Origin of the sequence: Agrobacterium burrii (genome assembly GCF_017313405.1) — a bacterium.
GTDB lineage: Bacteria > Pseudomonadota > Alphaproteobacteria > Rhizobiales > Rhizobiaceae > Agrobacterium > Agrobacterium burrii.
Genome location: NZ_JAFLNA010000018.1, coordinates 56,056 through 69,427 on the forward strand (window position 1 = coordinate 56,056; position 13,372 = coordinate 69,427).

The window sequence follows — 13,372 nt, forward strand, 5'->3', positions numbered from 1 at the left end:
TTATGGTCCGTACGAGTTGGTGCCCCAAAAGCGCTTATTGGGAGTGCGGGGGGTCTTGCGTGACGAAACCTGAAGCACGTCGAGAATTTTCGCGTCCCATGTGCAAAGCGAGAAAAGGACGAGGTAGCCAACAGGCGCGAGCAGAAGTGCCGCGAAATGGTTTGACGCAAGCCAGCCGATGATGGTGAGGCCGATGATCAGCACCACCGCCATGTATGGCACGCCCCATAGGGTAGGTGATCGGGTCAGACCGATCACCAAAGGCGTAAGCGCCGGCTTCTCATCCGAGAACTCGCTCAACTTACTGCCCGCCCACCGAAGAAATCATCTGATCAACAATGGCCGGAGCGCCGAAGACGAGCCCGATGCCAATAACGACCGCGCCGGCAGTAAACCAAGACAAACGACCGGCAAATGCCATGAAGCCCAAGGCGATAACGGCGATGATCGCCAACAACCGGCCAAATGGGCCAGTGATGAAATCCACGATCATCTGCACGGCGGTCTGGATAGGGCCGAAAGCACCGCTACCGCCCCCGCCTGCCCCTTGCGCAAACGCCAGCTCTGCGCCGACGATCTGTACCGCCGCAACCACGCCAAGAAGCGCGATCACCTTAACCGCCTGGGATTGACCCAACTTCACACTTTTCATCTGACTCTCTCCTTAGAAGTGCATCACGCCGCCGACAAATTTGCCGGTCTTCTCAACGGCAATGACCCCGCTACCGTTGGCCGTATTCGTCGCCGCTGCCTCGCGGACGACATTTCCGGCCTTCCGCTTGCCCGTCGGCATCGGAAGGCCAAGCTGAAAATTGATGACCTTTGCTACGTACCCGACCGTCTCCTGAAAGGGCGGTACGCCGCCGTATTCATAGATCCGGTTCTCGCCGCTGTTGTATGCGGCGGCTACGAGCAGAGGATTTTGAAACTCATCGAGCAGGAATCGGAGATACTTGATACCGCCTTCGATGTTCTGCGCCGGATCGCAGATATCAACGACACCGAACCTCGTAGCGGTGTCAGGAATTAGCTGCATAGGGCCGCGTGCACCTTTGGGAGAGTTGCGAACCACGTCAAACCGGCTTTCGGCCCATGTGATGGCCACAGCAAACCCTTCGTCAACGTGATGGCGGCGTGCGGTCTCTACAACCAAAGCTTTGATCTCGTCGGGTTTCATCGGAGATGCGCCGCACTCTTTTCCACCCATTGCAGGCGGAGCCACCGCTGTTGCTGCGCCAATTTGGGTAAGATAACCTGTCGCCTGCTGAGCAGTCTGAGAGTCGCCAATTGATCCTGTCACATCAACATAGAGGGTGTTTGTTGCGCCAATCTTAGTATCCAGTGAAGTCGCAGTTTCGGTCGTGCTGTCCTGCTTGCTCGCGTCTTTCACTACGCCATCAGCACCCAAGACAAATTCTTTCGCTGGAGCCGCTTCGCCGGCCCATCTTTCAGCGAAATTGGTCGCAAGGGACGCTGGCCCAGAGGTTTCGTTTCCGTTGTATGCGCTAGCTATTCTGGTATTTTTTACAGCATCTTGGGCATGAGCACAGTTGGCCGACCACAGCGTAATGAGAGCTGTCCCAAAAAGGACGGTGGTGCCTGAAAAGCCTGCCATGCGAGCCCTTTTTTCCATCGTCTCCGCCTGCCAAACGGTGTTGTGATTAGGAAGAAAACCGATTAAGTTGATGCTTGTATGATACCGATTTGGCTCAGACTTACAAGTTTTTGTGCCAGTGTTAAACCCCCTTTCTCAAGGGAATCCGTTGCACCAAGATGGTTAGGGCTAGAAAATGATACGGACCATCATTACCGCACTCGTAAGTTGCGCAATGGCAACGCAAGCTTTCGCCGTGCCGGCAATCAATAAGGATTACGTCAAGTCGCTTGCCGCCCCCGGTAAAACGGCTTTGGTGATCGAGTATTATGACGGCAATGGAAAGGTTGTTGACCGGAAGGGCTACGCAACAGCCTCAGGATTCAAGGCTCTCTCCGGAACCGACTTCAAAATTGATGAGAAGACAACCGTACATCTGTACGGTCTCCAGGCGTGTAAGGGGGATCTGGTCAACCGGACGGAAGACTATGCCGGAACCTGCGATGACTATGCGCTTAAACAGCTTCAGGTCATGTTGCAGAGCGCAAAAGTGGTTTTCTGCCGCGCTTTCGTCAGCGAGCAGGGGGCGCCGATGCAGAATGCGACGTGCTACGGGTACTACAATTACCCTGGTGCCATGGACTCGGTCGATAATTTCGAGGAGCAGCTTCTTTCTATCGGCGCTCTTCGTCTCGCCAAAAAGCCTGATGGGTCAGTCGAGCGGCCTGATCTTCAGGAAGCCGAGAATCTCGGCAAAAAGGGCGACTTCGGCATGTGGGCCGATCAGCGGGTAAAGTCGCAATGAAGCGAATTGCCCTTCTCATGGCGGCACTGATGCCTTCCTGGGCTCTCGCAGCCCCGGAGGGCTATTTTGATTTAAGGCCAGACGGAATAACGCTCGAGACCGGGGACACGTGGGTTTCCAATGGAGAGCGATTCCGTCTCTATGGCATCCAGTCATGTTTGCGCGGCACCAACTATACCGATGCACACGGTAATACCCGCGATTGCGGCGAAGCGTCCCTCGCCGTTCTTGCCGCGTATATCAAGGACACGCAGCCGATTTGCGCACCAGTCGCTAAGGCAAACGACATTTCGTATGTCATTTGTTACGCGACGGTAGGGAGCCAGCGGCTCGATCTTGGGCAGGTTCTCGTCAGCAGTGGGTACGCTTTCGCTGCCTTGAAGAGCGACGGGCTCCCATATCATGTCCCCTACTCTGTGGCCGAACAGATGGCACAACAGAAAAAGGCTGGGCTCTGGCAGTTCAAAGACGTCCAGCACCCGTCGATCACCCTGAGCCGAGAAGCCAATCAGCGCGCCAGGAAGGCGGAGCAATGAAACATATTTCGTTATTTAGCGTCATCATCGCTGCGATCGCCACGCCTACAGTGGCAGCAGATCTACAATATTATACCCCGCGCTACTCGGGGCGCGTTGCACCACCCGTCCATTCCGCGCCAGTCAGATTGCCGATCTTCAAAGGCGTTGTAACCGTTCTGGACGGTCGAACTCTTTGGTATGGCTCTCTCGGACGGGGCTATAAGGTCCGCTTCGCAAATATCGATGCATGCGAGCTCCCGCAATGGGCTCTTAACCCCAAGTGGGTGGATCGAACGAAGGACAAAGCGCCTATGCCGGTTCCCTGTGGACCGCTTGCGAAAGCCTGGCTTAAGCGAACCATTGGCAACAAGGTGACGGTCTGCACGACGCTTGGCTATGGGAATGATGGCATTCCTCTCGCTCAATGCACGGTCAAGGGCCGAGACGTGGCGACTGAAATGTTGCGCGTAGGTTGGGCGCGGGTGGATTCGCCTTCCGCTAACCAGCAGTACCTTTCCTATCAGCACGATGCCATGGCTGCCCGTTATGGCATGTGGGGCACCTATGTGCTCGACATGAACGAATGGCGACGCAAAGCGGTTGATAAGACCCTTGAGCGGCGACCTCTGGCGGATTTCAACCTTTTGGCAGAGCGGAAGAGCGAGATTTCGCCACCGTTTGCTGACGCACGGAACAAACCTAAGAGGAGAGATCGATAGTTGCCGGATATCACACATATCGCGACATCGTTCGCGATCGATTCGATGGCGGGTTTGTTGGTTGCCATTCCTCTCTCGCTCGGCCTGATCGTGCCCCGCGAACGGTTGTGGTGGATCCACACCCCTTGCGCTCTGATCCTCCTAGTGACCTCAGCCTTTTTCAGGCAGGGCGTCACCTCGCTTTCGACAGCTATCTTGTCGGCTTTTTCGCGTTTGCGGCGGATTGCCGGGATATCCCGAACCGCCCTCTGCTCTACCGCGTCGGAATCCTGTGGGTTCGCAGCACTCTCTTTGATCGCCCCCGTCATTTATGCGGCCTCCGACCAAACAGACTCCCCCGCGATAGAAGCCAAGATCTCACACCGGCCAATTCCGCAGTGAACGAATGAGAGAGGGAAAGCTAATGAAAGCTCTGTATTTTGTCGCCGCAGGTGTTGCGGCTTTCGGCATGACACCTGCCGCAAAGGCGCAAGATGCGTCTTGGGGGTGCCAGATCCTCCTTTGCGCGGCGTCCAAGAACCCTTCGTGGCAAGGCGTTGGATATTGTGTGCCGCCGATGCAGAAATTGATTTCGGCGATGAAAAAGCCCGGCTTCTCGTGGCCGATCTGCGAAGAAGCTAAGGCCGGCAAACCCGGCCACGAGCCTTTCGAGGATTGCCCCGCCGGTTTTCAAGCCGGGCGGGCATCTTTTGGTCGCGACAACGATTCCCTCTTTGGCGGTGGGGAGGCAAATGTTTGCACAAAGACAGTCAACCAGTGCAGCAACCGCGGCGCTTTTCGGACGCTCTATGGGAACGACCGCGCAAACAAGCAGGCGGGCATCACAATGCGCGAACTCGATTCACACAATAACGACAATGGCTTTGGCGGTGGCAATAGCTGCCAAGTAGTTATCACACAGCCAAGGCCAATGAGGGCTGACCCGTATTACTTCGACATTCCGAACGATAAAGGCGTGAAAGAACGCCATTGGTTCAACCTCAATCTGTAGGCGTCGCTATGAACCAGAAGATTATACTCGTAATAGCTGCCAGCTCCCATATCGCATTTGCATCCAATGTCAGGATCGGAGCCATTGTAGCAATTCGGGTCCGAGAAGCCGCGCGTTCAATTGTTCGTCTGAGAGTTCAACGAAGCTGTCAAGGTCACGTACGATGACGACGCCAGTGTTCTTGAAACGTTTGGCGATCGTTTCGAGGAACCTGAATTCCACGGTATGCTCGCAGGCACCCATGAACAGGAAATACACCTGGTCGCCCCGTCTTTCCGATTCCTCCAGAACGCGCATGGTCCGCTGTTCATCCGAAGGGTCGTTCTCGCCGTCGGTGACAAATATCACGACCGACCGTTTCTTCGCCGCAATTGGTGCCTCTTTGGCATCCCCGCCGAAGAACCGGCTAAAGAAGCCCTCGCGTTCCTTTTCGCGCGGCAACCAGCCGAAATGCTGCAGATTGCGCTCCAGAACATAGCTGTAGGTTGTTCCGCCCTTCCAGCCGGGCACCTTGTCGATCACGTTGCGAACAATATAATTCTCGCAATCGTCCGACGTAACTGTCCCGACATGGTGAACGTGGCCCTTGCCGTTGCTAAAGCTGAAGACGTCAACCTTTCCGTCGGGGTCGAGCACGAGGCCGTAGGGCACCAGCCGTGCGACGAGCTTGCTTGTAGTGCCTTCCTCGTGTTCGTGCTCAAAAGAGCCCGAAACGTCCATGTCGAAGATCAGTTCGGCCTTGATGTCCGCCGCGACACCCGCCTTGTCGAGAGAAAGACGCAGCGTTTCCGCCGACTTTTTGAGGTTGAGTTGCAGTGCCATGGCCGATCTGTCCTCACTCTTTGAGTTGCTGAAGGATGTTCCGAAGCTGATATGAAAGTTCGCCGGCTTCGGTCGGTGTCAGCTTGCGGCTGTTCTCCAGCATCGTCGTCAGCGACGCCATGCTTCCCAAAAAGCCTGGAACCATGACGAGAGCAACATTCTGGATCGCCCTGATGAGCCGGAGCGGCTGTTCGATCTGCACGTCGCGCATCGAGGCACCGCTCCGGATCTGCGCCACGGTTTGCGTAAGGCTCATGGCCCGCTCTAGGAAACGTTGCGAGATCGGCGGCCGGCTCACGCGCAAATGGTCCGACAGAAAGGATGCTGCGAGCGCCGAGGCCTCGGCTTCGTCCCCCATGCCCTCGATCCGGCGGGCGTGCTGTTCCAGCGTCTCCTTGAATGACAAGAGTAGCTCAAGCGCCTCGCCCATCAGCCGGACCAGTTGGTCGAGTTCGATGCGCGCCGCTTGGAGCTCGCCGGCTGTGTCAATCCTACTATTCGCCTTCTTGAAATACTCTCCGAAAATTCCAGCCGCTGAAGGGGCATCGCACACGGCCTTGATGTCGATCGCGCCAAGGATGTCGGTCATTCGTCCGATATATCCCGTCGCCTTCTGCAGCACATCGGCCTGCGAGAGTTCGAGTGAGCGCGACACCAGGCCGCTATAATCCTGCTGGAGACGATGGCCCCAAAGGACCGCCTGCCTTTCACGTGCGCTTTCGACAACGAACGACTGTGTGAGCCGCAGCGCCTGCTGCAGCACCTCAGGTCTCGTCAACGGTGACAGTTTCCGAATGTCGGAAAGCTCTACTGCGATCCGCTTGCGCTCCACGCCGGGGATCGCAGTCGGCTTTGCTACCAACGGCATCTGCGCGTAACGTCCAGTTTTCGCCGTCGCACTGTCGTTCTGGGTGCTGGCGGGTGCCACAATTGTTGGCTTGGCGGGCGCATCAGTCCCAGCCGATTCGCCTGGCTCGGCCCTTGGCGTCCGTGACCGATCAGGCGGCGGAGCGATCACCGTGGGGCGAAGCCTGCCCTGGCGATCATCCGGCACGGTACCACGCGAGGGAGGGGCTTTGTCCTGGGGCATCGCTGTCTCAGGAAAAGTGCGCGAGAACGTCGTTGAACGTGCCGGTGAAGCCTCGGCCGACGGCCGCGTATTCCCAGCCTTCGGGGCCGAGCAATATGCTGCCTAGTTGGACGACATTGAACTCTTTGAATTCGTCCGACAGCTTGTAGGCGCCGAGTTGCTTCCCACTGCCGTCCGTCAGTGTGATTGTGCAGACGTCGATGTCGCCGAAAGCCGCTTCCTCCCGCTGTTCGGCACCCTCCTCGGTCTCGTGCCTGCCTCCATGTTCGGCTTCATGGACGGTGACGAAGATCGGTATCTCGTTGACCCCCGCCGGCAGCTTGGAGCCGTCAATGACGATGGTCTCGCTGTTGTTCTGCACTCTCTTGTCACCACTATGGAACAGCCCTCCGCTAGGCGTCTGGAACGATCCTTCGGGGTTTGACGGCAAGGTGCCGCCAGTCGGGTTCATCCGCGTGGTATTGTAGGTCGACAGTACGCTGGGAAGTTCCGTCACCTTCGCGCCTTTCCCGTCATTCCGCGCCTCAAGCGCGTGAACGTCGACATCATCGGTGTGGTCGGCATCGCACATCCACTCAACCTTCACGGTGAACTGCGCTCCCTTGTTGAGGGAAAGCTTCAGCTTTGGCGTCGCGGTGCCGGGCTTTTCAAGGGAGAGGGTCAGCATGCTTGTGAAACTCCTGTAATCTGACTGCGCTTATGTTTGGGCGAGTGGAAACCGGCGAGCGCATTACTGCGATGACAGGGCGGCAAGCTCCTGACGGGCGGCGGCGAACTTCTGCCGCGCCTGCTCGAATTTTTCCTCGGTCGACTTTTTCGCCGCCGCGACGAGGCCGTGGATCTCGCTGGTGGTGGCGATGATCTGCTCGATCTGCTTTGCCTGCGCAAGGCGATTGTCGCCCGGCGCCTGCGCGGCGGTGACCGCGATGTCTTTCAGGGCGCGGCCGCGCATCTCGGTCAGCTGCTTGTCGAGCTTAGCCTGGCGGTCGGCCAGCTGCTGCACGCTCTTCACCGCGAACGCGCCATGGATTGATAGCAGCGTCATTTTGATCGACGCGAACCGCGACGCCACCGTGGTGGCGGTCTCTTGCAGAGTCGCAATGCCTGCTTGTTCGATCTGCTGAATCACCAGCTGATCGGCAGGCAGCCGCGTGTAGGTGCCTTCCAGCGCCAGCGCGCGGCTTTCGATCAGCTGCAGCTTGTCCTTGAATTCCACCATTCTGGTCTGCGCGACCGGATCGGCCGGATTTAGCTGCGCTTCCTCGTCAGCGACATAGGCGCGCGCCTTGTCGAGGAACGCGTGGGCGACAGCCGCGGCCACAGTGAAATCGCTGAAATGCGCGCCATAACTCTGCTTCAGGGCATCGAGTGCCTGCAACTCGCCGAACAGCTTCTGCATTTCGCCGGAAAGTTCGCCTTCGAGCTTCATCATCCGGTCAGCGAGCGTCTTAGTTCGCCCGGTGATAAGGTCACCGATTTCCGCCAGAAATTCCGCGGCGACCTCCTCCGGCCGCTTGCCGCGAAACCTTCCCAGCAACGAACTCAGGAAACCCTTTTTTCCGCCGTTCTGGAGTTTGTCGAGGATCTCCGGGAGATCGGCATCCTCGACGCCCTGTTCGAGACGGCCGAACAACTCGAATACGGCGGCCGCGCTGTTCTTGTCAAACCGCGCCAAGAAGCCGTCCAGCGTCCGCTGCAACGCCTGCTCGGCCTCCAGGCCTATCCTGATGACCTCGCCCGATTGCATGGCGCGAAAGTCCAACGCCGCAAGCATTTTCTCGGCTTCTTGTACCTGCAGCTCGCTAAGTACAATGGCGCCCGTGTTAATCGGTATCGCTGGAACGTTACCTTGCAGGGGTACGCCGGTGAGGAGGCGGGGAGAAGAGCCGATGGTTGTCGGTTTCATAACATATCCTCCTCAACATAACATTGCTTGCGCGGACGTGATGGGAATCTTTATAGCTGTAGTGTCTAAATCGCAAGTCGATACGATTCTGGGGGTTAAGCTGCCAGCGCTACGTCTATGGCCGTCAAGGTGATGCCGGCACAGCGAGATCGTCAGCGATGCTCTTCAAACATACGTGATGTGTGGGCCTCTCCGCCACCGCGGACCCATGCCATCTGGTTGTCTGTCAATGATTAGAGCAATCCTTGATTTGCGCTCCGTGGCAGTGCCTGGTGGATCCGCTCCAGCTCTGTCTCTATGTAGGTGCATCACGCATGCAGGCACGCTTCACTTCCAGAAAGCGAAATCGCTCTCCTGCCGGCCGTTGGACGATCGGTAACAATAGTGAAGCGTGCCCCTTGAACCTCTAGGTACTCGAGATCCCATATTCTCTTTTGCCCTCGCCAATCCCCTTGGCGGATAACTTCGAAAAAATCAGGAGACGACGATGAACGATGTTGCGACCCCGGACGTGAAGGACAGAGCACAGGGATTGCTTTGCCCTTCCAGCAGGGTCAATCATCGTCATGAGCGAGCGTCAGTTGATCGAAATCGACTATTGCCCGGACTGTAAGGGCGTCTGGCTGGACAGAGGAGAACTCGACAAGATTATCGATTGCAGCCTTACCCGGAACCCCCGGTTGCTCAGCATTCGAGGATCGCGAAGCTGCAGCCGTTCGCGCCGCACAATCCCGCTGAGGATTATCGTGACGGCGGCCATGGTTCTGGCCTATTACCCACGTGCAGAACCGCCGTCACGGATCGTTCTGGGGCGGCTCTCAGACTAGATGGAATAGGCCTCAATCGCGTGTTCAAAAAAACAAGGAGCTATCATATGGGCGCTGGCCATTCTCACACGGCGGCACGTCCCACGGGCACATCTGCTGGGCGGCACAAGAGCAGGCTGGCGACAGCTCTGGGATTGACGGTAGCGTTCATGCTGGTCGAGGTCGTCGGCGGTCTATGGACGGGCAGCTTGGCGCTTTTGGCAGATGCGGCCCATATGCTGACGGATGCCGGTGGGCTGGCTCTGGCGCTGATCGCTATCCGATTTTCAGAGCGACCCGCGACGCCGCAAAAGACCTATGGCTATGTCCGCATGGAGGTTCTCTCAGCGCTGGCAAACGCAGTGGTTCTCCTGTTGCTGACGATTTACATCTTTTATGAGGCCTATGAGCGGTTTGTCGACCCGCCACAAATTCTCGGCGGTCCTATGCTGATCGTCGCAGTCATTGGCCTGACGGTCAACCTGATTAGCATGAAGCTGCTTTCCCCCGGATCGTCCGAAAGCTTGAATGTCAAAGGGGCATATTTCGAGGTGCTCGGCGATATGCTGGGATCGCTCGGCGTCATCGTTGCCGCCGGGGTGGTGATGTTCACCGGTTGGTCGCTTGCCGATCCGATCATCGGTGCAGTGATCGGGCTGTTCATCCTTCCTCGGACATGGATTCTCCTCAAGCAGGCCATTCATATCCTCATGGAAGGTACGCCGCCGGAAATAGACATATTGCTGTTGGACAAGAAGCTCATGAGCATCCCGGGCGTTGATGCCGTCCACGATTTGCATGTGTGGACAATCACATCTGGGATGGATGCCATGAGCTGTCACATCGTCGTTACCGATATGGCTGAGGCCCGTTCTATCCTCTCCAGCGCACGCAGGGTTATGGAAGAAAGCTTCGGCTTGTCGCACGTTACTATCCAGGTGGAGGATCAGGCTACGCGCGAGGCGGAAGGCGAGATGAAAATCTAGTGTTGCCGATCTCTTCGGCCAAGCGCACAACTCAATCAACCGAGCTAAGGGCGTCGACATGTATGAACGCGACAGAAGCACGAGGCAATCCGGCCCGCCTTGGCAGCCAACGAAAGCCGGTCGGCTGGTGGCCTGGTTCGACATTCTTATAGGGCTCGCCCTCCGGTCGCTCCTGGCCTGGATCGGCTATGTCTCTGCCGATGGAATCCTGAACTGGATCGCGGGCAATGCTGGTGCCGTCATCGAAAACGGCAAAACCATCGCCGGGCGGGGGGTCGGTAAAGATGCCATCATCCTCATCTGGGCGATCGCTGCATTGGTGCTGGTGGCTATCTTCCTGACCCTGGCGAAAGCAGGGCGGTTTTTTGGTCGGCTTGCGCCGCTGATCCTGCAGACGGTCTTCGTGCGATCGGCTCGCCAATATAGTTGAACAGGAACAGATTTTCCGCTTGTAGCTCTAGTTGCTTGAGGTCCTATAGTGGCAGCCTTGAACTCAAGGATATCCCATGACCGAGCCAGTAAAGACCCGATTCAGAGTGAGTGGTATGGATTGCGCATCCTGCGCGACGAAGATCGATACGGCTGTCAGGCGTATGCCTGGCGTCGAGGACGTATCGGTTTCGGTGACCGCCGGCACTATGACGGTGACGCATGACGAAAGCAGTGACCTGACGGCGATCGGAAAGAAGGTCTCCGGGCTCGGATACAGTGTGGTTCCTATCGCGGATAAAGCCACTGCTGCTCCGGCTCCAAACGCTGCGCATGTGCATGGCCCGGGCTGTAGCCATGACCACACCGCCGGTTCGCACGATCGCGTGGATCATGACCATGACGGCCACGAGCACAATGGTCATGACGACCACGATCATGCAGGTCATGATCATAGTCAAACAGGCAAGAGCCTTGTTACTCCGCTTGTCGACGCGTCGCAGATACGATTCCGGGTCGGGGGCATGGATTGCGCGTCCTGCGCGACGAAGATCGACACGGCCGTCAGGCGGATGCCCGGTGTCGAGGATGTATCGGTTTCTGTCACAGCCGGTACGATGACGGTGAAGCATGACGGGACTAGCGATCTCGAAGCAATCGGCAAGAAGGTCGCCGGGCTTGGCTATACGGTCGCGCAGTTGGTTTCCGATGAAAAGAAAATGAGAGCCGCGTCTGCAGGTGTGCATGACAACGGTGAGCATGCCGATCATGACCATAGCAAGGCCGGCGGCGACGAACCGGAAAGCCTGCACGGGCATGACCATGGACCGATGAATGGCCCGTGGTGGAAGAGTAAAAAGGGGCGATTGACGATCGTTGCCGGTGGTGCGCTGGTTGTAGCCTATGGGATAGGCCATTTTTTTCCGGCCATTGCCGCCTTTGCCTTTACGGCTGCGATGCTCGTCGGTCTCGTTCCAATCGCACGACGCGCCGTGATGGCGGCGTTGGCCGGAACGCCGTTTTCCATTGAAATGCTAATGACGATCGCAGCTGTCGGTGCGCTGTTCATCAATGCAACCGAGGAGGCTGCTGCGGTCGTGTTCCTGTTTCTGGTCGGCGAACTTCTGGAGGGTGTTGCTGCCAGCAAGGCACGCGCGAGCATCCAATCCCTGACGGAACTGGTTCCCAAGAATGCACTGCTTGAAGAGAATGGGCAGACGCGGGAGGTGCCGGCAGAAAGCCTCGCGGTTGGCGCTACTATTCTCGTGCGTCCGGGTGACCGGATCTCGGCCGACGGCGTAATCGTCTCCGGCGAAAGCTCGATTGACGAAGCGCCGGTGACGGGCGAAAGCACACCTGTGGCCAAGGGTGTGGATGACAAGGTCTTTGCAGGCACGGTCAATGGAGATGCGGCACTTCGTGTCCGAGTCACGGCTGCCGCCGCCGACAACACTATTGCTCGCGTGGTAAAGCTCGTCGAGGAAGCGCAGGAGTCGAAGGCGCCCACGGAACGGTTCATCGACAGCTTTTCCCGCTACTATACGCCAGCTGTCGTCGCGGTTGCCGCCCTCGTAGCAACCATTCCGCCGCTGTTAACGGGCGGCGTCTGGTCGGAATGGGTCTACAAGGGCCTTGCCATTCTGCTGATCGGTTGCCCTTGCGCTTTGGTCATATCGACGCCTGCGGCCATCGCCGCCTCGCTTTCCGCCGGGGCGAGGCGCGGGCTTCTTCTCAAGGGTGGCGCGGTTCTCGAAACCCTCGGAAAGCTGACGGCCATTGCGCTAGACAAAACGGGTACTTTGACCGAAGGCAAGCCGAAGGTCACCGACGTGATCGCCTTCGACCGTAATGAAGCCGATGTGCTACGCTTTGCCGCAGCGCTCGAAACCGGATCAAGCCATCCGCTGGCCATGGCCATTCTCGGCAAGGCTGTGGACGAAAAAGTTCAGATTCCCGCAGCAGAAAAAGCCAAAGCTCTCGGTGGCAAAGGTGTGACCGGGACTGTCGAGGGTCTCGAGATTTTCCTCGGATCACCGAAATCGGCAGCCGATCGCATGCCGTTGTCGAACGACCAATTGACGCTCATCGCCAGGCTGAATGATGAGGGCAAAACAGTCTCGGTGCTGATTGTCGGCGATTTGCTTGCCGGTGCCATCGCCATGCGGGACGAGCCACGGGCAGATGCAAAGGCCGGACTGAAGGCGCTGACCGATGCCGGCATCAAGACCGTGATGCTGACGGGCGACAACGCACGTACGGCGAAGGCGATCGGCGCTCAGCTTGGCATCGAAGTTCGAGCCGAGCTAATGCCAGAAGACAAGCAGCGCATCGTGGGTGAACTTCAGAAGCAAGGCTACGTCGTCGGCAAGATCGGCGACGGCATCAACGATGCGCCGGCGCTCGCGGCCGCCGATGTCGGCATCGCCATGGGTGGCGGCACGGATGTGGCGCTTGAAACCGCCGATGCCGCTATCCTGCATGGCCGTGTCGGCGACATTGCTGAGATGGTAGAGATCTCGAAAAGAACCATGCGCAACATACTCCAGAACATTACGCTTTCGCTAGGATTGAAGGCAGTGTTTCTCGTGACCACGATCATGGGCATAACCGGCTTGTGGCCGGCGATTTTGGCGGATACCGGCGCAACCGTGCTGGTGACGATCAACGCGCTACGTCTCCTTCGCCCGATAAAATCATAAACATTTC

The 13,372-nt window shown here is 57.7% G+C and carries 15 protein-coding genes and 1 pseudogene; 9 read left to right on the plus strand and 7 right to left on the minus strand.

Annotated features, from left to right (window positions below):
• Genes JZX89_RS25475 through JZX89_RS25485 form a run of 3 tightly spaced genes read right to left on the minus strand, consistent with a single transcriptional unit; the run spans position 1 to position 1,615 of the window.
• Positions 1–300: a VirB3 family type IV secretion system protein gene (locus tag JZX89_RS25475; protein WP_174152999.1), complete on the minus strand. Its 300-nt coding sequence runs from the start codon at positions 298–300 to the stop codon at positions 1–3.
• 1 nt (position 301) lies between these two features.
• A complete protein-coding gene (locus tag JZX89_RS25480; protein ID WP_132665707.1) occupies positions 302–652 on the minus strand; it encodes a TrbC/VirB2 family type IV secretion system protein in 351 nt (116 codons plus the stop codon).
• Between the two features lie 12 nt (positions 653–664).
• Positions 665–1,615, minus strand: a complete 951-nt coding sequence (locus JZX89_RS25485) for a lytic transglycosylase domain-containing protein (RefSeq protein WP_246746797.1) — start codon at positions 1,613–1,615, stop codon at positions 665–667.
• 175 nt (positions 1,616–1,790) lie between these two features.
• On the opposite strand from JZX89_RS25485, the gene JZX89_RS25490 reads away from it, so the two are divergent.
• From JZX89_RS25490 to JZX89_RS25510, 5 genes are read left to right on the plus strand one after another with little or no spacing between them, the layout of a single operon-like run.
• On the plus strand, positions 1,791–2,399 hold the full coding sequence (locus tag JZX89_RS25490; RefSeq protein ID WP_207135744.1) for a hypothetical protein: 609 nt from the start codon (positions 1,791–1,793) through the stop codon (positions 2,397–2,399).
• On the plus strand, positions 2,396–2,935 hold the full coding sequence (locus JZX89_RS25495; protein ID WP_173994606.1) for a thermonuclease family protein: 540 nt from the start codon (positions 2,396–2,398) through the stop codon (positions 2,933–2,935). The genes JZX89_RS25490 and JZX89_RS25495 overlap by 4 nt, the downstream gene beginning before the upstream one ends.
• Positions 2,932–3,636: a thermonuclease family protein gene (locus JZX89_RS25500; protein WP_207135745.1), complete on the plus strand. Its 705-nt coding sequence runs from the start codon at positions 2,932–2,934 to the stop codon at positions 3,634–3,636. The genes JZX89_RS25495 and JZX89_RS25500 overlap by 4 nt, the downstream gene beginning before the upstream one ends.
• Complete coding sequence (locus JZX89_RS25505; RefSeq protein WP_234900252.1) at positions 3,637–4,017, plus strand: hypothetical protein; 381 nt, start codon at positions 3,637–3,639, stop codon at positions 4,015–4,017.
• Positions 4,018–4,039: 22 nt separating this feature from the next.
• Positions 4,040–4,627, plus strand: a complete 588-nt coding sequence (locus JZX89_RS25510) for a hypothetical protein (protein ID WP_173994605.1) — start codon at positions 4,040–4,042, stop codon at positions 4,625–4,627.
• A 69-nt stretch (positions 4,628–4,696) separates the two neighbouring features.
• On the opposite strand, the gene JZX89_RS25515 is transcribed toward JZX89_RS25510, so the two are convergent.
• From JZX89_RS25515 to JZX89_RS25530, 4 genes are all read right to left on the minus strand, one after another.
• The gene (locus tag JZX89_RS25515; protein ID WP_207135746.1) at positions 4,697–5,449 is read right to left on the minus strand and encodes a VWA domain-containing protein; all 753 of its coding nucleotides are present in this window, start codon (positions 5,447–5,449) and stop codon (positions 4,697–4,699) included.
• A gap of 13 nt (positions 5,450–5,462) precedes the next feature.
• Entirely contained in the window at positions 5,463–6,317 is an 855-nt protein-coding gene (locus JZX89_RS25520) for a hypothetical protein (RefSeq protein ID WP_236777169.1), read from the minus strand.
• A 229-nt stretch (positions 6,318–6,546) separates the two neighbouring features.
• The gene (locus JZX89_RS25525) at positions 6,547–7,206 is read right to left on the minus strand and encodes a TerD family protein (protein WP_113493512.1); all 660 of its coding nucleotides are present in this window, start codon (positions 7,204–7,206) and stop codon (positions 6,547–6,549) included.
• Between the two features lie 63 nt (positions 7,207–7,269).
• Positions 7,270–8,445, minus strand: coding sequence for a hypothetical protein (locus JZX89_RS25530; RefSeq protein WP_174153002.1), 1,176 nt, complete (start codon positions 8,443–8,445; stop codon positions 7,270–7,272).
• 487 nt (positions 8,446–8,932) lie between these two features.
• Here JZX89_RS25530 and JZX89_RS28975 point away from each other — a divergent pair.
• From JZX89_RS28975 to JZX89_RS25550, 4 genes and pseudogenes are all read left to right on the plus strand, one after another.
• A pseudogene (locus JZX89_RS28975) lies at positions 8,933–9,107 on the plus strand (TFIIB-type zinc ribbon-containing protein); the annotation flags it as partial.
• 212 nt (positions 9,108–9,319) lie between these two features.
• The gene (locus JZX89_RS25540) at positions 9,320–10,237 is read left to right on the plus strand and encodes a cation diffusion facilitator family transporter (RefSeq protein ID WP_113493514.1); all 918 of its coding nucleotides are present in this window, start codon (positions 9,320–9,322) and stop codon (positions 10,235–10,237) included.
• 58 nt (positions 10,238–10,295) lie between these two features.
• Positions 10,296–10,667 (plus strand): hypothetical protein, encoded by a 372-nt coding sequence (locus JZX89_RS25545; RefSeq protein ID WP_173994602.1) that lies wholly within the window; start codon positions 10,296–10,298, stop codon positions 10,665–10,667.
• A gap of 76 nt (positions 10,668–10,743) precedes the next feature.
• Positions 10,744–13,365 carry a heavy metal translocating P-type ATPase gene (locus JZX89_RS25550; RefSeq protein WP_173994601.1) on the plus strand — a complete coding sequence of 874 codons (2,622 nt, stop codon included), beginning with the start codon at positions 10,744–10,746 and terminating at the stop codon, positions 13,363–13,365.
• Positions 13,366–13,372: the final 7 nt, after the last annotated feature.

Coding starts and splice junctions, on each gene's coding strand:
- JZX89_RS25500 (WP_207135745.1), top strand. CDS start 2,932: ATGAAACATATTTCGTTATTTAGCGTCATCATCGCTGCGATCGCCACG.
- JZX89_RS25520 (WP_236777169.1), bottom strand. CDS start 6,317: ATGCCGTTGGTAGCAAAGCCGACTGCGATCCCCGGCGTGGAGCGCAAG.
- JZX89_RS25530 (WP_174153002.1), bottom strand. CDS start 8,445: ATGAAACCGACAACCATCGGCTCTTCTCCCCGCCTCCTCACCGGCGTA.
- JZX89_RS25490 (WP_207135744.1), top strand. CDS start 1,791: ATGATACGGACCATCATTACCGCACTCGTAAGTTGCGCAATGGCAACG.
- JZX89_RS25525 (WP_113493512.1), bottom strand. CDS start 7,206: ATGCTGACCCTCTCCCTTGAAAAGCCCGGCACCGCGACGCCAAAGCTG.
- JZX89_RS25480 (WP_132665707.1), bottom strand. CDS start 652: ATGAAAAGTGTGAAGTTGGGTCAATCCCAGGCGGTTAAGGTGATCGCG.
- JZX89_RS25540 (WP_113493514.1), top strand. CDS start 9,320: ATGGGCGCTGGCCATTCTCACACGGCGGCACGTCCCACGGGCACATCT.
- JZX89_RS25495 (WP_173994606.1), top strand. CDS start 2,396: ATGAAGCGAATTGCCCTTCTCATGGCGGCACTGATGCCTTCCTGGGCT.
- JZX89_RS25550 (WP_173994601.1), top strand. CDS start 10,744: ATGACCGAGCCAGTAAAGACCCGATTCAGAGTGAGTGGTATGGATTGC.
- JZX89_RS25485 (WP_246746797.1), bottom strand. CDS start 1,615: ATGGCAGGCTTTTCAGGCACCACCGTCCTTTTTGGGACAGCTCTCATT.
- JZX89_RS25545 (WP_173994602.1), top strand. CDS start 10,296: ATGTATGAACGCGACAGAAGCACGAGGCAATCCGGCCCGCCTTGGCAG.
- JZX89_RS25510 (WP_173994605.1), top strand. CDS start 4,040: ATGAAAGCTCTGTATTTTGTCGCCGCAGGTGTTGCGGCTTTCGGCATG.
- JZX89_RS25515 (WP_207135746.1), bottom strand. CDS start 5,449: ATGGCACTGCAACTCAACCTCAAAAAGTCGGCGGAAACGCTGCGTCTT.